Annotated in this window: 19 protein-coding genes; 11 read left to right on the forward strand and 8 right to left on the reverse strand. The window is 69.2% G+C overall.

Annotation, left to right across the window (positions count from 1 at the left end):
* Positions 1-13: 13 nt before the first annotated feature.
* Both ACLBXO_RS19015 and ACLBXO_RS19020 read right to left on the reverse strand, forming a co-directional pair.
* On the reverse strand, positions 14-787 hold the full coding sequence (locus ACLBXO_RS19015) for a Crp/Fnr family transcriptional regulator (RefSeq protein WP_447686317.1): 774 nt from the start codon (positions 785-787) through the stop codon (positions 14-16).
* Between the two features lie 133 nt (positions 788-920).
* Positions 921-1,805 (reverse strand): glycoside hydrolase family 25 protein, encoded by an 885-nt coding sequence (locus ACLBXO_RS19020; protein ID WP_447686318.1) that lies wholly within the window; start codon positions 1,803-1,805, stop codon positions 921-923.
* 202 nt (positions 1,806-2,007) lie between these two features.
* On the opposite strand from ACLBXO_RS19020, the gene ACLBXO_RS19025 reads away from it, so the two are divergent.
* The gene (locus ACLBXO_RS19025) at positions 2,008-2,442 is read left to right on the forward strand and encodes a DUF488 domain-containing protein (protein ID WP_447686319.1); all 435 of its coding nucleotides are present in this window, start codon (positions 2,008-2,010) and stop codon (positions 2,440-2,442) included.
* A gap of 7 nt (positions 2,443-2,449) precedes the next feature.
* On the opposite strand, the gene ACLBXO_RS19030 is transcribed toward ACLBXO_RS19025, so the two are convergent.
* The 4 genes from ACLBXO_RS19030 to ACLBXO_RS19045 form a co-directional block, all read right to left on the reverse strand.
* Positions 2,450-2,827 (reverse strand): DUF6894 family protein, encoded by a 378-nt coding sequence (locus ACLBXO_RS19030; RefSeq protein WP_447686320.1) that lies wholly within the window; start codon positions 2,825-2,827, stop codon positions 2,450-2,452.
* Positions 2,828-2,873: 46 nt separating this feature from the next.
* Positions 2,874-3,107 (reverse strand): hypothetical protein, encoded by a 234-nt coding sequence (locus ACLBXO_RS19035; protein ID WP_447686321.1) that lies wholly within the window; start codon positions 3,105-3,107, stop codon positions 2,874-2,876.
* 145 nt (positions 3,108-3,252) lie between these two features.
* Complete coding sequence (locus ACLBXO_RS19040; protein ID WP_447686322.1) at positions 3,253-4,170, reverse strand: response regulator; 918 nt, start codon at positions 4,168-4,170, stop codon at positions 3,253-3,255.
* On the reverse strand, positions 4,163-7,537 hold the full coding sequence (locus ACLBXO_RS19045) for a hybrid sensor histidine kinase/response regulator (RefSeq protein WP_447686323.1): 3,375 nt from the start codon (positions 7,535-7,537) through the stop codon (positions 4,163-4,165). The genes ACLBXO_RS19040 and ACLBXO_RS19045 overlap by 8 nt, the downstream gene beginning before the upstream one ends.
* Before the next feature lie 295 nt (positions 7,538-7,832).
* Here ACLBXO_RS19045 and urtA point away from each other — a divergent pair, with 295 nt between their 5' ends.
* From urtA to ACLBXO_RS19095, 10 genes are all read left to right on the forward strand, one after another.
* On the forward strand, positions 7,833-9,101 hold the full coding sequence (gene urtA / locus ACLBXO_RS19050; protein ID WP_447686324.1) for an urea ABC transporter substrate-binding protein: 1,269 nt from the start codon (positions 7,833-7,835) through the stop codon (positions 9,099-9,101).
* 90 nt (positions 9,102-9,191) lie between these two features.
* Positions 9,192-10,118: an urea ABC transporter permease subunit UrtB gene (urtB, locus tag ACLBXO_RS19055; RefSeq protein ID WP_012322399.1), complete on the forward strand. Its 927-nt coding sequence runs from the start codon at positions 9,192-9,194 to the stop codon at positions 10,116-10,118.
* Positions 10,119-10,129: 11 nt separating this feature from the next.
* Positions 10,130-11,299, forward strand: a complete 1,170-nt coding sequence (urtC, locus tag ACLBXO_RS19060) for an urea ABC transporter permease subunit UrtC (RefSeq protein ID WP_331312760.1) — start codon at positions 10,130-10,132, stop codon at positions 11,297-11,299.
* Between the two features lie 7 nt (positions 11,300-11,306).
* Positions 11,307-12,092: an urea ABC transporter ATP-binding protein UrtD gene (gene urtD / locus ACLBXO_RS19065; RefSeq protein ID WP_447686325.1), complete on the forward strand. Its 786-nt coding sequence runs from the start codon at positions 11,307-11,309 to the stop codon at positions 12,090-12,092.
* A gap of 2 nt (positions 12,093-12,094) precedes the next feature.
* On the forward strand, positions 12,095-12,859 hold the full coding sequence (urtE, locus tag ACLBXO_RS19070) for an urea ABC transporter ATP-binding subunit UrtE (RefSeq protein WP_447686326.1): 765 nt from the start codon (positions 12,095-12,097) through the stop codon (positions 12,857-12,859).
* Between the two features lie 9 nt (positions 12,860-12,868).
* Entirely contained in the window at positions 12,869-13,888 is a 1,020-nt protein-coding gene (locus ACLBXO_RS19075; RefSeq protein ID WP_447686327.1) for an alpha/beta fold hydrolase, read from the forward strand.
* Between the two features lie 62 nt (positions 13,889-13,950).
* Positions 13,951-15,180, forward strand: coding sequence for a formamidase (fmdA, locus tag ACLBXO_RS19080; RefSeq protein ID WP_012322394.1), 1,230 nt, complete (start codon positions 13,951-13,953; stop codon positions 15,178-15,180).
* 156 nt (positions 15,181-15,336) lie between these two features.
* Entirely contained in the window at positions 15,337-15,654 is a 318-nt protein-coding gene (locus ACLBXO_RS19085) for an FmdB family zinc ribbon protein (protein ID WP_447686328.1), read from the forward strand.
* A 46-nt stretch (positions 15,655-15,700) separates the two neighbouring features.
* The gene (locus ACLBXO_RS19090) at positions 15,701-16,756 is read left to right on the forward strand and encodes an aliphatic amidase (protein WP_020090552.1); all 1,056 of its coding nucleotides are present in this window, start codon (positions 15,701-15,703) and stop codon (positions 16,754-16,756) included.
* 56 nt (positions 16,757-16,812) lie between these two features.
* The gene (locus ACLBXO_RS19095) at positions 16,813-17,382 is read left to right on the forward strand and encodes a ClpP family protease (RefSeq protein WP_447686329.1); all 570 of its coding nucleotides are present in this window, start codon (positions 16,813-16,815) and stop codon (positions 17,380-17,382) included.
* Positions 17,383-17,484: 102 nt separating this feature from the next.
* Here ACLBXO_RS19095 and ACLBXO_RS19100 read toward each other — a convergent pair whose 3' ends face one another.
* Together ACLBXO_RS19100 and ACLBXO_RS19105 are read right to left on the reverse strand one after the other, a co-directional pair.
* The gene (locus ACLBXO_RS19100) at positions 17,485-18,333 is read right to left on the reverse strand and encodes an oxidoreductase (protein ID WP_447686330.1); all 849 of its coding nucleotides are present in this window, start codon (positions 18,331-18,333) and stop codon (positions 17,485-17,487) included.
* Positions 18,334-18,360: 27 nt separating this feature from the next.
* Positions 18,361-20,322, reverse strand: coding sequence for a cytochrome C oxidase Cbb3 (locus ACLBXO_RS19105; RefSeq protein WP_447686331.1), 1,962 nt, complete (start codon positions 20,320-20,322; stop codon positions 18,361-18,363).
* Positions 20,323-20,398 lie beyond the last annotated feature (76 nt).

Here is a 20,398-nt window from a genome sequence, read left to right on the forward strand (position 1 = left end):
GCGCGGCGATGCCTCACCCGGCCCGCGAGAGCATCTCGACCGGCTGGGTCCGGCGCGGCTCCTCGGGTCCGAAGACCGCGCCGAGCACCGCCTCGCACTGCATCCTCACGCGGGCGTGGCACTCGCAGGCGGCGTTGGAGACTGCCCGGCGGTCGAGGATCGTGATGCGCCCGCGGCCGACCCGGATGAGGCCCTGCTCCTGAAGCACCCGCAGGATGCGGGTGAGGTAGGTCCGCTGCACCCCCAGCATGGAGGCCAGCAACTCGTGGGTGATCGGGAGGGTGTCGCCGCCGGTCCGGTCCTGCAGCGACAGCAGCCAGCGCAGGCAGCGCTGCTCGATCGGGTGAAGGGCGTTGCAGGCCGCGATCTGGAACAGCTGGGCCAGGAAGCAGTTGGCGTAGCGCGCGAACAGGTCGCGCAGCGTCGACGACTCGAGTTCGGCCTGTCGCAGCCGATCGGCGTCGAGGCGCAGCGCCGCCCCGCCGACCTGCACCAACCCGCTGACCGCGGGCGGCATCCGCCCCTCGCCGATGATCCCGCCGATCGCTCCCTCATGCCCGACGCCCGCGATCTCGGCCGTCCGTCCGTCCCGCGTGGCGACGATCAGCGCCACGACGGCCTGTTCGCGCGGGAAGATCACGCGGCTCGCCGCAGCGCCGGCCATCAGCGCCGTGTCCCCCTTGGCGAGGGTCACCGGCTCCAGATGGGGCGCGATCAGGGCGCGGTCGGGGCCCGGCAGCGCGTCGAGGAGCAGGTTGCCGGTAGGGGCGGCAGAATCGATCGGCATGGGGACGGAGAGATGCGGGAGGAGAGTCTCCTTTCAGGATCCTCTCGGGCTCGCCCGCCGGTGCGCGGGCCCGTCAGCCATACCCCGCGCCCTACGTCCCTGAACTAACCTAGGTTTCGCCGAAGACGTTCATCTACTTGTCCGTGCATAGACCCTGCTCGGAGAGCCGCTTGTGCTCGCGCGGATCGCAGTCGGTCGTCAGGAACGAGGCCCATTCGGACGGGGTGCCGTAGAAGGCGTTCCGGTCGACGTCGCCGCGCACGCCCGGCACCCGGCCCGTCGAAGTGAACTGCCACAGCATCCACTTGCGGTTGACAAAGCGCTGCTCCGGCTCGGCCGCGGTGGAGCGCAGCCAGTGGGGGTAATCGGGGAGCTCGCCCTCCAGCACGTCCTTGTGGAAGGTGATGTCGGTGTAGATGATCGGGCGCTTGCCGGTGTAGCGCTCCATCTCCTCCAGCATCTCGGTGACCATCGCCAGGGCCTGGGCCTTGGGCAGCTTCTTCGGGCAGGTCTGCGAGTGGCCGTTCCACTCGACGTCGAGGACCGGCGGCAGGGCGGTGGGGTCGTTCGGGACGTTCTTCTTGAACCAGTCCATCTGCTCCCGGGCGGAGCGGCACCAGAACACGAAGTGGTAGGCCCCGCGGGGCACGCCGGCCCGGGCCGCGCCGTCCCAGTTGGCCCGGAAGCGCTCGTCGACGTGGTCGCCGCCCTCGGTGGCCTTGATGAAGGCGAACTGGGTCCCTGCGGCGCGGACCGAGGCCCAGTCGACGTTGCCCTGCCACTTCGAGATGTCGATGCCCTGGATCGGGTGAAGCTTGGCCTTGGCCACGCCCGGATGGGGCTTGGCGTCGCCCTTCGTCGGGTAGAAGTCGCTGTTCGACGCGCAGGCCGCGAGTCCGGCCAAGATCACGGCGGCGGCGAACCGCCCGGCGAGGCGCCGTGCCGGCCGCAGGCGACTGGTCAGGCCCCGAGCGAGATCTTCGATCAGTGACCGCGAAGGCGTGTAGATCCGCGACATCAGTGTTTAGCCCGCCACCGAAGATGCGCCACAGACAGGCGTATTCGATGGCCCTGGCGCGGTTAACGGAGCTTTGCGATCATTGCGGCGGAATTCCGGGACGCGTTGCATCCCCGCGACATACGACGCCGATCCCCGGCTGGTTCACAGGGCCGCATACGGCTAAGTCGCGGTCCCGCAACGCGAGTCCGCACGGGGCACCGTGAGTAAGCAACTCTTCACCATAGGCTACGAAGGCCTCGACTCGGAGCGCCTCGTTGGCTTCCTGCGCTCCGCCGGAGTCGCGGTACTGGCGGATGTCCGGGCGGTGGCGAACTCGCGCAAGCGCGGCTTCTCGAAGGGTGCGCTCGGCACCTCCCTGCGCGCGGCCGGGCTCGGCTACGCGCATCTGCGCGGCCTCGGCACGCCGAAATCCGGCCGGCAGGCGGCGCGGGCCGGGGACGCGGCCCTGATGCGCCGGATCTACTGCGAGGAGGTGCTGGAGACCGCCGCCGGGATGGCGGCGCTGGACGAGCTCGCCGAGGCGTCGCCGATCTGCCTGCTCTGCTTCGAGCGCGATTCGGCGGGCTGCCACCGGCGCGTGCTGGCCGAGCGGCTCGCGCCGCGGGGCTTCGTGGTCAGCGATCTCTACGGCTGAGCGGGTGTCAGCGCCCCGACAGGGGCTGCTGCGCGCGCATGCCCAGCGCGCCGGCGAGGCGCCGGACCGGGCCGAGGGCGGCCGTCAGCCCGAGCGGCGCGGCCCTGCGCGGCGCGCGCGGCCGGCGCCGGTCCGCGTCGGGGACCGGCTCGACCGGCAGGTACAGCGTGTCGAAGAAGGACATTTCCAGCAGCACGGCGCCGCCGTCGTCGGTGATCACCATCGCGGCCTCCATGAGGCGCGAATCGCCGCCGTGCTGACGCATCAGGCCCTGCACGATCGTGCGCGCGGTCGACCGGGCGGCCTCGACATCCTCGACCCACTGGGCCGCCGAGGCCGGGAGCGAGGCGTTGCCGAGGCGGATGGTGAAGTGGGCGCGGACCATGGAGCGCTCCTGGAAGGGACCGGCGGCACGCCGCCGGCAACGGGTGTCAGGCGGCCTGGGCGTCGTCGACCGGCTCGCCGGCGGATTCGGCGACGGGCTCGGACCTCTCGGCCGCGGATTTCGGATCGAAGGCATCCGCGAGCAGGCCGAGGCGCCGCGCCATGTCGCGCACCTCGTTCAGGGCGATCGACTTCTGGCCTTCCTTCACCGCCCGCGTGATGTCGCTGACCTGGGTGGTGGCGATCCGCTTCAGTTCGTCGGCGAGCTGCTGGCTGGTCATCATCGCATCCGGACTCGGCATGTCGGGTTGAGCCGGGACCGTGGGGCGGCGGGGCTTACCAAGGCGTTTCGCCGCGGAACGAGGCCTGTGGACAAGCTTGGGGATTCGCGGCCGGCGCAACCCTGCCGTTCGGTTTCGAGCGGGCTCAATCCTGCAGGTGCCGCGCCGCGATGATCGAGGCCGCCGTGCGGTTCTCCACGCCGAGCTTCGCGTAGATGCCCTCGAGGTGCTTGGTCACGGTCCGGTGACTGAGCCCGAGGATCTCGCCGATGTCGCGGCTCGACTTGCCCCGGGACAGCCAGAGGAGAACCTCCGCCTCGCGCCCGGTGACCGGCAGGCGCGCCCGCAGCCGCTCGACCCCCGCCGAGAGCGCGTCGCGCGACAGCCGGAGCAGGATCTCGTCCGGGGTGCGGCCGATGAAGCTCAACGCGTAGGCGACGCCGTCGCGATCGGTCAGCGTGAGCGGCTGGGCGGCCCCGGCGAGGCACCCGCGCAGCCACTCGCGGGCCTTGGCGGGCAGCCCGTTCGCGGCGGACGTGTCCGCCCCGAGCCCGGCGAGGAGCCGCCCGGCCTGCGGCGTCGACCATAGGACCGTGCCGTCCTCCGCGACGGCGAACAGCGTCCGCCCCGCCGTGTCGAGGGCGGCCCGGGCGCTCTGCGCGGCGCGGGCGCTCGCGAGATGCACGCGGATCCGGGCCAGGATCTCGTCGGGGGCGATGGGCTTCGTGACGTAGTCGATCCCGCCGGCGGAGAGCCCCTTCACGATGTGCTCGGTCTCGCTCAGCCCGGTCATGAAGATCACCGGCACGCCGGCGAGCTGCGGCTTGGCCTTCAGCCGCCGGCAGGTCTCGAACCCGTCGAGGCCGGGCATCACCGCGTCGAGGAGGATCACGTCGGGGGTGATCTCGTCCACGAGTGTCAGGGCGAGGTCGCCGCCGACCGCGACCAGCACGGTGGCGCCGGACCGCTCGATCGCCTCGGTGAGGAAGCTCAGCGTGTCGGGCGAATCGTCGATCACCAGGACGATGTCCCTGTGCGGCTGGGTCTTCGGCGCCTCAGTCATGGCGGGCGAGTTCCTGCAGGACCGCCAGGTAGCGGCGAAGGTCGTACCCTTCGACTAGACCGCGCATCCGGGCGACGAAAGCGGGCGGCACGGCCGCGTCGGCCTCCATCTGGGTCAGCTTGGCCTCGATGGCGCGGATATGCCCGATCCGGCCGAGGCGCAGGAGCTCGCCGACATGCTCGGGCCCCGGCCCCGGGAGGTCCGCCGCGGCCGCGGCCGGCTCGGGCCGCGCCGGCCCGGCGTTCTCGGTCCATTCGAGGTGCAGGAGCTTGCCGATGCGCTCCATCACGTCGCGCAGGTCGAAGGGCTTGGCGAAGATCGCGTCGTGGGGGGCGTCGTCGCCCCGGGTCGGGCTGATCTCGTGGACGTTGGCGGACATCATGGCGATCGGGCCGGTATGGCCGGCCTGCCGAAGCGCCGCCGCCGCCGCCCAGCCGCTCATACCGGGCATCGCGATGTCGAGGAGGACGAGGTCGATGCCGCCCAGCGCGACCGTCGCGAGGCACTCGGTCCCCGACCCCGCCTCCCGCACGGAGATGCCCTGCGGCTCCAGGATCGCCCGCATCAGCGCGCGGTGCGCGCTGTCGTCGTCGGCGACCAGGACGGTCCGGCGCGCGCCCGCGTAGGCCCGCTCCGGGGCCGCGACCGGCGCGGGCGGCGCGATCGGCGCGGGCTGGGCCACGGAGGCCAGCATCAGGCGCAGCCGCGCCTGCGTGCCGCCGCCGGGGGCGGCGGTCACGGTGATCTCGCCGCCCAGGAGCTGCGCCAGCAGGTTGGCGATGGTCAGCCCGAGTCCGGTCCCCGGCGTGCTGCGGGCGGCCGGGGTCGAGCCGCGCTCGAACGGCTCGAAGATCCGCGCGAGGTCCGCCTCCGGGATGCCCGGCCCGGTGTCGCGGATCGTGAACACCGCGATCTGGCTCCGGTAACTCAGGTCCAGCGACACGGTGCCGGCTTCCGTGAACTTGATGGCGTTCGACAGCAGGTTGAGCAGCACCTGCCGCAGGCGCTTCTCGTCGGTGGCGACCACCGCGGGCAGGATCTCGGGCCGTGAGAACCGGAACTCGAGCCCGGCCTCCCGGGCCTGGAGGCGGACCATATCGACCAGCTGGTCCAGGAAGTCGGTCAGCCGGACCTCGTCGCGGTGGATCTGGAGGCGGCCGGCCTCCATGCGCGAGATGTCGAGGAGGCCGTCGATCAGGCCCGACAGGTGCTGGGCGCTGCGCCGGATCACCCGCAGGCCGTTGACACGGTGAGCCGGGATCGCCGGGTCGGATTCGAGGAGCTGCGCGTAGCCGAGCACGGTGGAGAGCGGCGTGCGCAGCTCGTGGCTGATCCCGACCACGTAGCGGCTCTTGGCCTGATTGGCGGCCTCGGCCCGCTCCTTGGCCTCCTGCAGCTTGGCGTCGGTGACCTTATGGGCGGCGATCTCGGCCTGGTAGAGCGCGGTCTGGCGCATCGTCTCGGCCTGGGCGACGCGCCGGCTCTCCTGCGCGAGCACGAACAGCCACGCCACGACGCCGAGGATCACCACCAGGGTGAAGAACACGCTGGTCAGCGCTGTGCGCAGGAACTCGCGATTCTCCGGGTGGGCGATCGTCGCGCCCGCGTGCACGATGCCGAGAATCAGCCCGATCACCGCGCAGAGCGTCAGCATCACCGCGAGGTAGCGGCCGAGCGGGGCGCCGATCCAGGCAGCGGTGCGGACCGGCAGGATCCGCGCGACGGCAGCCTGCGCCTGCACCTCCAGGCGTCCGTGGGGCTTGCACAGGTCGCCGCAGCGGGCGTCGAGCGAGCAGCAGAGGGAGCAGATCGGCGCGTCGTAGGCCGGACAATGGGCCATGTCCTCGCCCTCGAAGGGCAGTTCGCAGACCCGGCAGACCACCTCGGCCGCGCCCCAATCCCGCTTCGGCGTCCGGGCGAGATACCAGCGCCCGGCGGTGGCCCAGGCGATCGCCGGGGCCGCGCAGAACGCGATGGCGAGGGTGAGCAGCGGCGCGAAGGGCTGCAGGGTCGCGCCGAGCCAGCCGACATAGGCCGCGCCTCCGGCCGCGAGGGCCAGCGCCATGGCGCCGGTCCCCACCGGGTTCACCGCGTAGAGATGGGCGCGCTTGAACTCGATGCCGGGGGGCGAGAGGCCGAGCGGCTTGTTGACCGCGAGGTCGGCGGCCAGCGCCCCGACCCAGGCCGAGACCACGGAGGCGTAGAGCGGCAGCGTGCTCTCGATGGTCTTGTCGATACCGAGCTCCATCAGGAGCACCGCGATGGCGACGTTGAACACGAGCCAGACCACCCGCCCCGGATGGCTGTGGGTCAGGCGCGAGAAGAAATTCGACCACGCGATCGAGCCGGCATAGGCGTTGGTGAGATTGATCTTGAGCTGAGAGACGAGAACGAACAGCCCGGTGAGCAGCAGGGCCGCCCGGCTCCCCTCCCCCGTCAGGTAACCGAACGCGACCGCGTACATGCGGGTCGGCTCGGCGGCGTGCTCGGCGGGGACGCCATGGTCCAGCGCCAGGACCGCCAGTGCGGCGCCGAGCAGGATCTTCAGCATCCCCGGCAGGATCCAGCCGGCGCCCCCGGCCAGGACGGCGAGCCACCAGCGGCGGTCGCGCGGGCCCTCCGGCTCCGGAACGAAGCGCAGGAAGTCGACCTGCTCGCCGACCTGGGCGAGCAGCGCCAGCAGGACGCCGGTGGCCAGGCCGAAGCGCGCGAGATCGAAACCGCCCCCGCCGCCGTCGAGGCCCGGGAAGCCCGCGAGCGCCCGCAGCGGCGCCGCGCCCTGCGCCGCCACGAAGATCAGCGGCAGCAGGCTCAGGCCGAGCCAGATCGGCTGGGTCCAGATCTGGAACCGACTGATCAGCCGGATCCCGTAGACCACCAGGGGAATCACCGCCCCGGCGCAGAGCAGGTAGCCGACGCCGAGCGGCAGCCCGAAGCAGAGCTGCAGCGCCAGCGCCATGATCGCCGCCTCGATGGCGAAGAACAGGAAGGTGAAGCTCGCGTAGATCAGCGACGTGACGGTCGAGCCGAGATAGCCGAAGCCCGCGCCCCGGGTGAGCAGGTCCATGTCGACGCCGTAGCGGGCGGCGTAGACCGTGATCGGTGCCGCCGTGGCGAAGATGATCAGCCCGACGACCAGCACGGCGGCGACCGTGTTGGGAAAGCCCGCGGTGAGCGCCAGCGTCCCGCCGATCGCCTCCAGCGCCAGGAACGAGATCGAGCCGAGGGCGGTCTGCGCCACCTCGAGGCTCGACCAGCGCCGCGCCTTCTTGGCGGTGAACCGGAGGGCGTAATCCTCCAGCGTCTCGTCGGCGACGAAGCGGTTGTAGTCCCGACGGATGGGGATGATGCGCTGCGGACCGCTCATCGGGCCCCGGCCGGCACGATCCGGCCGCCGCGCCCCGGCGGCACTCTCGCCGCGGTCGCGCACGGGCGGCCGCGCGGCGCGCGCGCGCGCGAAACACCGGACACCGGCGCGGTGTCCTCACCCTGCGCGCTTTTAACCACCCCGACCTCGAAGTATTCCGTCGCGATGGTGCAGCGCATGCAAGAGCACGGCCATACGCAAAATCGCGTATAGGCCGCACCGCAACCCAGGACCTAGCCTGCGCTCGTCGATCCGGGCCGCCTCTCAAGGCCCGGACGCGAACAGGGTCAGGCACATGGCAGACGACACCGAGACCGGCGCCGATCACGGCTTGCGCTCCCCGCTGCGGCGCAGGCTGCTCATGGGGTTGGCGGGCGCCCCGGCACTGGCGCTGTTGCCGCGCACTGCGTGGGCGGCGCCGCCGACCTCGGCGGTGAACACCACGGGCCTCGCGGTGACCGACAGCGAGGTGACGGTCGGCATCCTGCACTCGATCACCGGCACGATGGCGATCTCCGAGACGGGCGCGCAGGAAGCGGAGAAGCTCGCGATCCAGCAGATCAACGATTCCGGCGGTGTGCTCGGCCGCAAGATCAAGATCATCCAGGAGGACGGCGCCTCCGATTGGCCGACCTTCGCCGAGAAGGCCAAGAAGCTCCTCGTCAACGACCATTGCGCGGCCGTGATGGGCTGCTGGACCTCGGCCTCGCGCAAGGCCGTGCTGCCGGTCTTCGAGCAGTATAACGGCCTGCTCTACTACCCGACCTTCTACGAGGGCCTGGAGCAGTCCAAGAACGTCTTCTACACCGGCCAGGAGGCAACCCAGCAGATCCTCGCGGGCCTCGACTGGGTCCACAAGGAGAAAGGCGGCGACAGCTTCTACTTCATCGGCTCGGACTATATCTGGCCGCGCACCTCCAACAAGATCGCCCGCAAGCATGTTGAGAACGTGCTCAAGGGCAAGGTCGTCGGCGAGGAGTACTTCCCCCTCGGCCACACCCAGTTCAACTCGGTGATCAACAAGATTAAGCTGACCAAGCCGAAGGTGATCTTCGCCGACGTGGTCGGCGGCTCGAACGTGGCGTTCTACAAGCAGCTCAAGGCGGCGGGCATCGACCTGTCCAAGCAGGTGCTGATGACGATCTCGGTCACCGAGGACGAGATCGACGGCATCGGCGGCGAGAACATCGCCGGAGCCTATGCCTGCATGAAGTACTTCCAGTCGATCGACAACGAGAACAACAAGGCCTTCGTGGCCGCGTTCAAGAAGATGTGGGGCGAGAAGACCGTCATCGGCGACGTGACGCAGGCGGCCTATCTCGGACCGTTCCTGTGGAAGATGGCCTGCGAGAAGGCCGGCTCGTTCGACGTGGACAAGGTGGTGGCGGCCTCGCCGGGGATCGAGTTCAAGGGCGCGCCGGAAGGCTACGTCAAGATCGACGAGAACCATCACCTCTGGTCGAAGACGCGGGTCGGCCGGGCGAAGACCGATGGTCAGTTCGAGATCGTCTACACCAGCCCGGAGCTGATCAAGCCGGACCCGTTCCCGAAGGGATATCAGTAAGCGCACCGATTTTTCCCTCCCCCCTCAGCGGGGGAGGGAGAGCGGCGCGGGCTTCAGTCGCGTAGTCTCTCTCGCAGAAGGCCGAAAGACATGCTCGGCGACTATTCCCTCGGCGACCTCGGCGCGATCTTCGCCATGCAGGGCTTCGCCGGCCTGATCCTGTTCTCCGTCTACCTGCTGATGGCGCTCGGGCTCGCCATCATCTTCGGCCAGATGGGCGTGATCAACATGGCGCACGGGGAGTTCATGATCCTCGGCGCCTACGTCACCTATCTCTGCTCGACCTTCTTTCAGACCTACCTGCCGGCGCTCTTCCCGATCTATTTCTTCATCGCGATGGGCCTGGCGTTCCTCGCCTCCGGGGCCTTAGGGATGCTGGTGGAATGGGGCCTGATCCGGTTCCTCTACAAGCGCCCCCTCGACACGCTGCTGGCCACCTGGGGCCTCTCGTTGATCCTCCAGCAGGCCTACCGGTCGATCTTCGGCGCCCGCGAGGTCGGCGTCGAGCTGCCGTCCTGGCTGATCGGCTCCGTGCAGGTCACCGACACGATCGAGATCCCGATCAACGGCCTGTTCGTCATGGCCGTCACCATCCTGATCACCGTCAGCGTCGCGCTGCTGATCTTCCGCTCGCGCTTCGGTCAGCAGGTCCGCGCCGTCATGTCGAACCGCGCCATGGCGGGGGCGGTCGGCATCGATACCGAGAAGGTCGACCGCTACACGTTCGGACTCGGCTGCGGCATCGCGGGCATCGCCGGCTCGGCCTTCACGATGATCGGCTCGACCGGACCGACCTCGGGCCAGCTCTACATCGTCGACACCTTCCTGATCGTGGTGTTCGGCGGCGCCGCGAGCCTGCTCGGCACCATCGCATCGGCCTTCTCGATCTCCCAGACGCAGTCGACCCTGGAGTTCTTCCTCTCCGGCTCGATGGCCAAGGTGATCACCCTGCTGGCGGTGGTCGGCATCCTGATGCTGAGGCCGCAGGGCCTCTTCACCCTCAAGGTCCGGCGCTGAGGATTTTCCCGATGACGAACCCGGTCCAGACGCTCACCAAGTCGGTCACCGTCAACGACAACCCGTTCATGAAGCCGGTCGAGTGGCTGAGCTTGGCTCTGCTGGCCGGGGTGATCCTGGTGGTCCTGCCGCTGGCCCTTGACGCCTTCCGCCTCAACCTCGTCGGCAAGTACCTGACCTACGCCTTCGTGGCCCTCGGGCTGGTGATCTGCTGGGGCTACGCGGGCATCCTGTCGCTCGGCCAGGGCGTGTTCTTCGGCCTCGGTGGCTACTGCATGGCGATGTACTTGAAGCTGGAGGCTTCGAGCATCGAGAACACGAAGATCCAGTCGACGCCCGGCATCCCGGACTTCATGGACTGGAACCAGATCACGGCGCTGCCCTGGTTCTGGCAGCCGTTCAAGAGCCTGCCGCTGACGCTGATCCTGGCGGTCGCCGTCCCGGTCCTGTTCGCGATGCTGATCTCCTTCGCGATGTTCAAGCGCCGGGTCGGCGGCACCTACTTCGCGATCATCACCCAGGCGATCGCCGCGATCCTGACGATCCTGATCGTCGGCCAGCAGGGCTACACCGGCGGCATCAACGGCATCACCGACCTGCGCACCCTCCACGGCTGGGACATCCGCACCGACGGCGCCAAGACCATCCTGTATTTCGTCAACGGTGGCCTGCTGATCGCCTGCATCCTGGCGGCGCAGTACGTCAAGAAGTCGAAGCTCGGCCGCATCCTCGTCGCCATGCGCGACAAGGAGGACCGGGTCCGCTTCTCCGGCTACTCGGTGGCGGGGTTCAAGGTCTTCGCCTTCTGCTTCGCGGCCGGGTTGGCGGCCATCGGCGGGGCGATGTTCACCCTGCAAGTGGGTTTCATGTCCCCATCCTTCGTCGGCATCGTCCCCTCGATCGAGATGGTGATCTACGCCGCGGTCGGCGGGCGGCTGTCCCTGTTCGGCGCGGTCTGGGGCACGCTGCTCGTCAACTGGGCCAAGACCAGCTTCTCCGAGAGCTTTCCGGACCTCTGGCTGTTCGGCCTCGGCGCCCTGTTCATCGCCGTGGTGCTGGCCTTCCCGAACGGCCTCGCGGGGATCTGGCGGGAGCACATCGAGCCCCGCCTCACGCGCCGCGCCAAGAGCCTGCAGGCGCCCGCGCCCGCCATCGCCCCCCATGGCGCCCCGGCCGAGTGAGTTACCCATGAACGCCGCGATCCTCTCCTCCCCCGTGGTCGGCGCCGAAGCCGCCCCGCCCGACCACCTCCTCGCCGTCGAGGCGCTGACCGTCTCGTTCGACGGGTTCAAGGCGGTGAACGACGTGTCGTTCTATGTCGAGCCCGACGAGATCCGGGTGATCATCGGCCCGAACGGCGCCGGCAAGACCACGGTCCTCGACCTGATCTGCGGACGCACCCGGGCGAGCGCCGGCTCGATCAAGTACAAGGGCCAGGAACTGACCAAGCTCTCCGAGAGCGCGATCGTGCAGGCCGGCGTCGGCCGCAAGTTCCAGACGCCGTCGATCTACGACGACCTGACGGTGTTCGAGAACTTGGAGATCTCGTTCCCCCGCGGCCGCTCGGTCTTCGGCGCCCTCACGTTCAAGCGGGACGCGGAGGTCCGCGACCGCATCCACGCCATCGCCGAGACGATCTTCCTGAAGGACCAGCTCCGGGAGCGGGCCGAGTTCTTGAGCCACGGCCAGAAGCAGTGGCTGGAGATCGGCATGCTGCTGATCCAAGACCCGGAATTGCTGATGCTCGACGAGCCGGTGGCCGGGATGAGCGTCGGCGAGCGGATCAAGACCGCCGAGCTGCTCAACCAGATCATCAAGGGCCGCTCGGTGCTGGTGATCGAGCACGACATGAAGTTCGTCGAGGACATCGCCCACCGGGTGACCGTCCTGCACCAGGGCAAGGTGCTGTCCGAGGGTTCGATGGAGCGGGTCAAGAACGACCCCAAGGTCGTCGAAGTTTATTTGGGACATTAGCCATGGCGTCGCTTCAGACCGCGCACGTAAGCCCCGCCCATGCGCCCCCGCTCGCTACGATTCCATCCGCCACGCCGGCGCTCGCCGTCGAGGACCTGCACGCCGCCTACGGCCAGAGCGAGGTCCTGCACGGGCTCACCTTCTCGGTGGCGCCCGGCGAGATCGTCGCCGTGATGGGCCGCAACGGCATGGGCAAGACCACGCTCATGAAGACTCTGATGGGCCTCGTGCCGGTCAAGGCCGGCTCGATCCAGGTCGAGGGCGCGGACGTCGCCGGGCTGAAGAGCCACGCCCGGGTCGCCAAGGGCCTCGCCTACGTGCCGCAGGGCCGCATGATCTTCTCGACCATGACGGTCCAGGAGAACATCGAGACCGGCCTGACGGTCACCGGCGCCCGCAAGGTGCCGCAGGACCTCTATGACATGTTCCCGGTGCTCCTGGAGATGAAGGGACGGCGCGGCGGCAACCTCTCGGGCGGCCAGCAGCAGCAGCTCGCCATCGCCCGGGCGCTCGCAAGCCGGCCGAAGGTCCTGCTCCTCGACGAGCCCACCGAGGGCATCCAGCCCTCGATCATCCGCGAGATGGGCCGGACCCTGAAGGCGATCCGAGACGTGCGCGGCCTCTCCATCGTCGTGTCCGAGCAGGTCCTGAGCTTCGCCCTCGACGTCGCCGACCGGGTGATCGTGCTGGAGAACGGCGCCGTCGTCCACGAGGCCCCGCGCGACGGGATCGACGAGGCGGCGGTGGCCCGGTTCCTGTCGGTCTAGGGGCGCAGCATGGCCGATCACGCGATCTTCGAACTCGGCGACTTCGTCCTCCAGTGCGGCAAGACGCTGCGCGCGGCCAAGCTCGCCTACAAGACCTTCGGGACGCTGAGCCCGGCCAAGGACAACGCCATCGTCTACCCGACCTGGTACTCAGGCCAGCACACCGAGAACGAGTGGCTGATCGGCCCCGGCAAGGCGCTCGACCCGGACAAGTACTTCATCATTATCCCGAACATGTTCGGCAACGGGCTCTCGTCATCGCCGAGCAACACGCCCGCGCCCTGGAACGGGCCGCGCTTTCCCAACGTCACCGCCTACGACAACGTCCGCGCCCAGCACCGCCTCGTCACCGAGCATTTCGGCATCGAGAAGCTGGTCCTCGTCACCGGCTGGTCGATGGGGGCGCTCCAGACCTACCACTGGGCGTCGATGTACCCCGACATGGTGCCGAGGATCCTGCCGTTTCAGGGCTCGGCCAAGTGCTCCCGGCACAATTACGTTTTCCTGGAGGGCGCCAAGGCGGCATTACAGGCCGACGCCGCCTGGGCGGAGGGCTGGTACACGAGCCCACCGACGCGAGGCCTGCGCGCCTTCGGCCGGGTCTACGCGGGCTGGGGCCTGTCGCAGACCTTCTACCGGCTCGAGGCCGACATCACCCACATGGGCTACGCCTCGCTGGAGGACTTCCTGATCGGATTCTGGGAAGGCCTGTTCTATGAGCGCGACGCCAACAACCTGCTCGCCATGCTGTGGACGTGGCAGCACGGCGACATCAGCGCCAACGACACCTTCAAGGGCGATTTCAAGGCCGCGCTCGGCGCCATCCGCGCCAGGGCGATCCTGATGCCCGCCTCGACCGACCTGTATTTCCCGCCCGAGGACAACGCCATCGAGGCGGCCGCCATGCCGAACGCGGAGCTGCGCGTGATCGACACGTGGTGGGGCCACTTCGCGGGCGGGCCCGGCACCAGCCCGGACGACATCAAGGTCCTCGACGACGCGCTCAAAGAGCTGCTCGCGAGCGGGTGAGAGACGCGCAGCGGCGCGCGGACGGGGCCTGCCCCGGAGAGTCAGGGAGCTGGAGACACGAGATGCCCGAGACGCTGATCAAGGTCGATCTCACGCAATCGGCCTACGACAACGACATGGTGCACAACCGCTGGCACCCCGACATCCCGATGGTCGCCTATGTGAAGCCGGGCGCGGACTTCATCGTCGAGACCTACGACTGGACCGGCGGCTTCATCAAGAACAACGACTCCGCCGACGACGTGCGCGACATCGACCTGTCGATCGTGCACTTCCTCTCGGGCCCGATCGGCGTCGAGGGCGCCGAGCCCGGCGACCTGCTGGTGGTCGACCTCCTCGACATCGGCGCCAAGCCCGAGAGCCAGTGGGGCTTCAACGGCTTCTTCTCGAAGAAGAACGGCGGCGGCTTCCTCACCGAGCACTTCCCGCAGGCCCAGAAGTCCATCTGGGACTTCGAGGGCATGTTCACCAAGTCGCGCCACGTCCCGGGCGTGCGCTTCCCCGGGCTGATCCATCCCGGCCTGATCGGCTGCCTGCCCGATCCGAAGATGCTGGAGACCTGGAACACCCGCGAGAAGGCGCTTTACGACACCGATCCCGAGCGCGTGCCGGCGCTCGCCACGCTGCCCTTCGGGCCGACCGCCCATATGGGCCGGCTCAAGGGCGACGCGAAAGACGCGGCCGCCGCCACCGGCGCCCGCACGGTCCCGCCCCGCGAGCACGGCGGCAATTGCGACATCAAGGATCTGTCGCGCGGCTCGAAGATCTACTTCCCGGTCTACGTACCCGGCGCCGGCCTCTCCATGGGCGACCTGCACTTCAGCCAGGGCGACGGCGAGATCACCTTCTGCGGCGCCATCGAGATGGCCGGCTGGGTGCATCTCAAGGTTGAGCTGATCAAGGACGGCATGGCGAAGTACGGGATCAAGAACCCGATCTTCAAGCCGTCGCCAATCACGCCGAAATACGACGATCACCTGATCTTCGAGGGCATCTCGGTCGACGAAAGCGGTGGCCAGCACTACCTCGACGTCCACATCGCCTACCGGCAGGCCTGCCTGAACGCGATCGAGTACCTCAAGAAGTTCGGCTACTCGGGCGCGCAGGCCTACTCGATCCTCGGCACGGCGCCGGTCCAGGGCCACATCTCGGGCGTCGTCGACATCCCGAACGCCTGCGCGACGCTCTGGATACCGACCAAGATCTTCGAGTTCGACATCAATCCCGGCGCCGATGGGCCGACCAAGTTCCTCGACGGCTCGATCCAGATGCCGCTCTCGCCGGATCTGTGACCTGCTCCCTCTCCCGAGCAAGAGAGGGTTGGGGTGAGGGACGAGAACTCTACGGAGAGGTCACACCCCTCACCCTGTCCCTCTCCCGCACGGGAGAGGGGACACGCGGTCGTTCGGCACCGTTCGCGCCTATCAAGACCCTGCTGAGAGCACCTCATGCCCGTCTACGACTACGCCTGCGAGGCCTGCGGGCCGTTCACGGTGATGCGGCCGATGTCGGAGTTCCGCGAGCCGCATGACTGCCCGGATTGCGGGACCACGAGCCAGCGGGCCTTCCTCACCGCGCCGCGCATCGCCGGCATGGATGCGGGGCTGCGGGCCGCCCACGCCACCAACGAGCGCAGCCGCCACGCGCCCAGGCGCTCCGGCAGTCACGGGGCCGGCTGCGGCTGCTGCTCACCCAAGAAGGCGACCGCGGCGCCTGCCGCCGCCAAGAGCTTCCCGAAGGCGCGGCCCTGGATGATCAGCCACTGAACCAAGCGCATCCCAGGGATAATCAAGGTCAGGAGGACATCACGCCATGATGCACGGAGACATCTCGTCCAGCCAGGACAGCGTCGGCGTCGCCGTCGTGAACTACAAGATGCCGCGCCTGCACACCCGCGCGGAGGTGCTGGAGAACGCCAAGGCGATCGGCAAGATGATCGTCGGCATGAAGACCGGCCTGCCCGGCCTCGACCTCGTGATCTTCCCCGAATACTCGACCCACGGCATCATGTACGACGCCGCCGAGATGTACGAGACCGCCTCGACGGTCCCGGGCGCCGAGACCGAGGTGTTCGCCGCCGCCTGCCGGGAGGCCAAGGTCTGGGGCGTGTTCTCGCTGACCGGCGAGCGCCACGAGGAGCACCCGCACAAGGCGCCCTACAACACCCTGATCCTGATGAACGACCAGGGCGAGATCGTCCAGAAGTACCGCAAGATCATGCCCTGGACCCCGATCGAGGGCTGGTACCCGGGCGACCGCACCTACGTGTCGGACGGGCCGAAGGGGCTGAAGATCAGCCTCATCATCTGCGACGACGGCAATTATCCGGAAATCTGGCGCGACTGCGCCATGCGGGGCGCCGAGCTGATCATCCGCTGCCAGGGCTACATGTACCCGGCGAAGGAACAGCAGGTCGTCATCTCGAAGGCGATGGCGTTCGCCAACAACACCTACGTGGCGGTGGCCAACGCGGCGGGCTTCGACGGCGTCTACACGTATTTCGGCCACTCGGCGATCATCGGCTTCGACGGGCGGACCCTCGGTGAGTGCGGCGAGGAGGAGATGGGCATCCAGTACGCCGCCCTCTCCAAGTTCCTGATCCGCGACTTCCGCGCCCACGGCCAGTCGGAGAACCACCTCTTCAAGCTCCTGCACCGCGGCTACACGGGCATGATCAACTCGAAGGAGAACCGGCACGGAATGTCGGAATGCCCCTACGACTTCTACCGGCGCTGGATCGAGGATCCCGACGGAACCCGCGACGCCGTCCGGGCCATTACCCGTCAGAGCGTCGGCACGGAGGAGTGCCCGATCGAGGGCATCCCGTTCGTGGGCAAGGGCGCGGGCGCGCCCGACCCGGCGCGCTGATCGACGGCCAGGCGCCGCGGGCGCGGCCCTGGGCCGGACATTGGACCAGGAGAACCATGGACACGACTTCCCTCGGCCCCACCGCCTTCAGGGCCCCCGCGGTGCTGCTCTCCGGCCCGGTCGACTACGACATGTACAAGGACTTCCGCCGCCAGCTCGACGCGGCGGCGGACCGCGAGATTGTCGTGATCGAGCTGACGACGCTCGGCGGCGATCCGGAGGTCGCGCGGATGATGGGCGAGGACATCCGCTTCAACAGCGCGATGGACCCGAACCGGCGGTTCGTGTTCCTCGGCAAGGCGGCGATCTACTCGGCCGGCACCACCTTCATGAGCTTCTTCGCGAGGCCGAACCGCTACCTGACCTGCGGCACGCGGCTGATGATCCACGAGCGCAAGATGAACAAGCAGCTCCACGTCCAGGGGCCGCTCACCACCTGCATTGCCTCCGTGAAGGCGACGCTCAACGAGATCCTGTGCTCGATCGAGATCCAGAACGAGGGGTTTGCCAATCTCGTCGCGGGCTCGGACGTCACCCTTGACGAGGTGCTCGAGAAGGCGCCGGCCAACTGGTACCTGGAGGCCGAGGAGGCCAAGCGGCGCGGCCTGATCGAGGCGGTCATCTGAGCCGCGTCCTCGCGGACTCAGGCAAGCAATCCAGGGACGCGCGACATCGGCGCGCGTGGCGCCGCTGGATTGCTTCGCTCCGCTCGCGAAGACGGTGAGCCGTTACCCCTCCGGGTAATCGGCCCGGAGGCTCGTCTCGCGCCACGCCTCGATCTCGGTGATCCGCTGCTTCAGGCGCGTCGTCACCGCGTCGTAGCCCCAGCCGCCCAGCACGAGGTGGCGTGGCGGCTCCGCCGTCTCGGTCACCCGGATCATCGCCTCTCCGGCCCGCACGGGATCACCGGCCTGGGTGCCGCTCTTCTCCGACGTCGCCTTGAGGCGGGCGCCGGCGGTCTCGGCGTAGTCCGCGATCGCATTCGGTGTCTGGACCAGGGAGCGTCCGGCCCAGTCGGTGCGGAACGGCCCCGGCTCGATGCAGGTGACGCGGATGCCGAGCGGTCCGGCCTCGGCAGCGAGGGAATCCGAAAACCCTTCGACGGCGTGCTTGGTGGCGGCGTAGTATCCCGAGGCCGGGAAGCCCACGAAGCCCGCCACGGAGGTGACGTTGAGGATGTGGCCGGCGCGCTGCGCCCGCATCACCGGAAGTACCGCCCGGGTCAGGGCGAACAGCCCGAACACGTTGGCGTCGAACTGGGCGCGGATCTTGTCCTCCTCGCCCTCCTCGATGGAGGATTGATAGCCGTAGCCGGCATTGTTCACGAGCACGTCGATCCGGCCGAACGTGTCCATGGCGGCACGCACGGATTCGGCGATCTGGCCGGCCTCGGTCACGTCCAGGGACAGGGCCAGGACCCGGTCCTCGGCCCCCTGCGCGAGGTCGGCGACTTTGGCGCGGTCCCGTGCGGTCACGACGGCCTTCCAGCCGCGCCCGATGACGAGTTTGGCGAGTTCCAGGCCGAAGCCGGTCGAGCAGCCGGTGATGAACCAGACCGGAACGCTGTTCTGCGTCATGGCGTGTCCTGAACGCGTGTGGCGGGATCAGGGCGTCGCGGCCGGCTCCGTGAGGCGATCGACCGAGAGCAGGTAGGCGATCAGCGCCGTCTGCTCCTCGGCCGTCACACCGGATCCGGCATCCGCCCAGAAGGCGTGCCCCTTACCGGTAACGCGGGCGATCCGCGCGGTATCCGAGGCGGCGTTGGCGGCGATCACCTTGGCCCGCAGATCCCGGTCGACCAGGGCGCGCAGGCTGTTGGCGGGATCGGGAGCGACGCCCCGGTACAGCGTGCCCGGGACGCCGAGCTGACCCTCGGCATCGGGCCCGACCGCGACGCCGGAATCGTGAAGATACGGCGCCGTCCAGGCCAGACCCACGAGGTTCGGCACCTTGTAGCCGCCCTCGGTGCCACCCTGTCCCCAGGCGAGTTGCACCTGCGCGAGCGCCGCGCCCGAGAGCGGCACCGGGACGATGACCGGTTCGGCCGGGACCGGGAAAGGCGTATCGGTGGCGAACATCGCCGGCGCCGACAGGCGCGCCTCCATCTTGGCGCCTGCCCGCGCCCGGGTCGGCTCGGTGCCGATCTCGGCCTCCGGGACGACCCGGTGGTTGGTGAGTGCCGGCCCGGAATGGCAGGTCCCGCAGCCGGCCTTCTCGAACACCGCGCGGCCCGCGCGGATCCGGTCCGGATCCTGACCGGCGGCCGGCGGGTGCAGCAGGTTCTGGAAGGCCGACATGGCGTTGTTGGCGTGGTTGACCGGCTCCCCGGGGACCGAGGTGAACAGGCCGTTGTCGGTGACGTAGTTGGTCGCCGGATAGGTCGGCAGCACCGCGTAGCTGTTCAGGCCCGGCGAGGCCGGGGTCGGATCGACGCTGCGCAGCACCTCCGACGGGCTCCGGCCCCCGTCCGGCCGGTAGCGGAACGCCTCGGTGGCCGACCCGCGCAGCACGATGCCGAGATACGTCTCCGGATCCATGCCGAACAACCAGGGCGCGGCGGCGGCGAGCTGGGTCGTGTCGGAATTGGCCGCGTGGACGTTGTTGTTGAGCGAGGACAGGCCGGCGAACGGCCCGATCGCCTCGCGCCCGCTCCAGCTGTAGGGCTCGCCATGGGCGGAGAAGCTCGACGGGATCGAGGTCGGGTTGGTGACGCGGTCGGCGGACGAGTCGAAGCTGCCCGGCGGCCAGCTCGCCACCTGCACCTTGGTGGCCGCCTCGACGGAAGCGGCGTCGGGAAGCGCCGGCCCCGTGCCGGTCGAGCCGGTGTGCTGCGGATCGGCGGAGGGCCGGGTGTCCGCCTCCGGAACGCTGGCGTGCATGAAGTAGGCCGAGGAGTTCTTGGCGAGCGCCATCAGCAGCCCGGCATTGAGGTCGGTGTTGGGCGCGCCCTCGACCACCTTGCCGGTGCCGGGATCGACCGCCGCGTGGCACAGGGCGCAGGTGATGCCCATGCGCAGGTGGCCGCGGTCGGAGAAGGTCTTGATCCCGATGATGAAGGCGCCGCCCTTCGGAACGTCGAGACCGGTCGGGACCAGCTCGCCCGTTCGGTAGACGCGGTCGCCAACCCGCACATCCCTGGCCATGGCAACCTGGAGATTGGTGGTGCCCTGCCCGCCGAGCTTCGCCACCGCCAGGGCGACGGCGCCGGGCGTCAGGCCGCCGTCGAGCATGCCCATGACGTCGGTGAGGAAGACCTCGTTGCCGAACGTCTCCTGATAGAAGGCCTGCCGACCGCGCTCGACCATGGCCGGATCGATCGCGACCGCGCCGCTCCTGGGTGAGAGTTCCTTCCGTCCGGCCTCGGTGCCGTTGAGCCTGTCGGCTTCCGCGCGCGAGACGCGGCGGCCGAGGATGTCGAAGGCGGTCTGGATCGGGTAGCGGTCCGGGTTGAGCAGGTCCCCCCGGTCGGGCATCGGCGCGTAGCTGAAGCGACCGAGGCTCAGCGTCGCGCCGGCCGCGACGGTCACGAGTCCGGCAGTGATCAGGATGCGGCGCGGCCAGCCCATGAGACGCGGATGTCCTTCCCGGCGCCCGCCCGCGGGGAAGCGGGACCGGAGGGCCGGGCCATTAACCGCCGGGCAC

The organism is Methylobacterium sp. C33D (assembly GCF_053345825.1).

Coding starts and splice junctions, on each gene's coding strand:
- ACLBXO_RS19090 (WP_020090552.1), top strand. CDS start 15,701: ATGATGCACGGAGACATCTCGTCCAGCCAGGACAGCGTCGGCGTCGCC.
- ACLBXO_RS19075 (WP_447686327.1), top strand. CDS start 12,869: ATGGCCGATCACGCGATCTTCGAACTCGGCGACTTCGTCCTCCAGTGC.
- ACLBXO_RS19100 (WP_447686330.1), bottom strand. CDS start 18,333: ATGACGCAGAACAGCGTTCCGGTCTGGTTCATCACCGGCTGCTCGACC.
- urtC (WP_331312760.1), top strand. CDS start 10,130: ATGACGAACCCGGTCCAGACGCTCACCAAGTCGGTCACCGTCAACGAC.
- urtA (WP_447686324.1), top strand. CDS start 7,833: ATGGCAGACGACACCGAGACCGGCGCCGATCACGGCTTGCGCTCCCCG.
- ACLBXO_RS19045 (WP_447686323.1), bottom strand. CDS start 7,537: ATGAGCGGTCCGCAGCGCATCATCCCCATCCGTCGGGACTACAACCGC.
- urtD (WP_447686325.1), top strand. CDS start 11,307: ATGAACGCCGCGATCCTCTCCTCCCCCGTGGTCGGCGCCGAAGCCGCC.
- ACLBXO_RS19040 (WP_447686322.1), bottom strand. CDS start 4,170: ATGACTGAGGCGCCGAAGACCCAGCCGCACAGGGACATCGTCCTGGTG.
- ACLBXO_RS19095 (WP_447686329.1), top strand. CDS start 16,813: ATGGACACGACTTCCCTCGGCCCCACCGCCTTCAGGGCCCCCGCGGTG.
- ACLBXO_RS19030 (WP_447686320.1), bottom strand. CDS start 2,827: ATGGTCCGCGCCCACTTCACCATCCGCCTCGGCAACGCCTCGCTCCCG.
- ACLBXO_RS19035 (WP_447686321.1), bottom strand. CDS start 3,107: ATGACCAGCCAGCAGCTCGCCGACGAACTGAAGCGGATCGCCACCACC.
- ACLBXO_RS19015 (WP_447686317.1), bottom strand. CDS start 787: ATGCCGATCGATTCTGCCGCCCCTACCGGCAACCTGCTCCTCGACGCG.
- urtE (WP_447686326.1), top strand. CDS start 12,095: ATGGCGTCGCTTCAGACCGCGCACGTAAGCCCCGCCCATGCGCCCCCG.
- urtB (WP_012322399.1), top strand. CDS start 9,192: ATGCTCGGCGACTATTCCCTCGGCGACCTCGGCGCGATCTTCGCCATG.
- ACLBXO_RS19020 (WP_447686318.1), bottom strand. CDS start 1,805: ATGTCGCGGATCTACACGCCTTCGCGGTCACTGATCGAAGATCTCGCT.
- fmdA (WP_012322394.1), top strand. CDS start 13,951: ATGCCCGAGACGCTGATCAAGGTCGATCTCACGCAATCGGCCTACGAC.
- ACLBXO_RS19105 (WP_447686331.1), bottom strand. CDS start 20,322: ATGGGCTGGCCGCGCCGCATCCTGATCACTGCCGGACTCGTGACCGTC.
- ACLBXO_RS19085 (WP_447686328.1), top strand. CDS start 15,337: ATGCCCGTCTACGACTACGCCTGCGAGGCCTGCGGGCCGTTCACGGTG.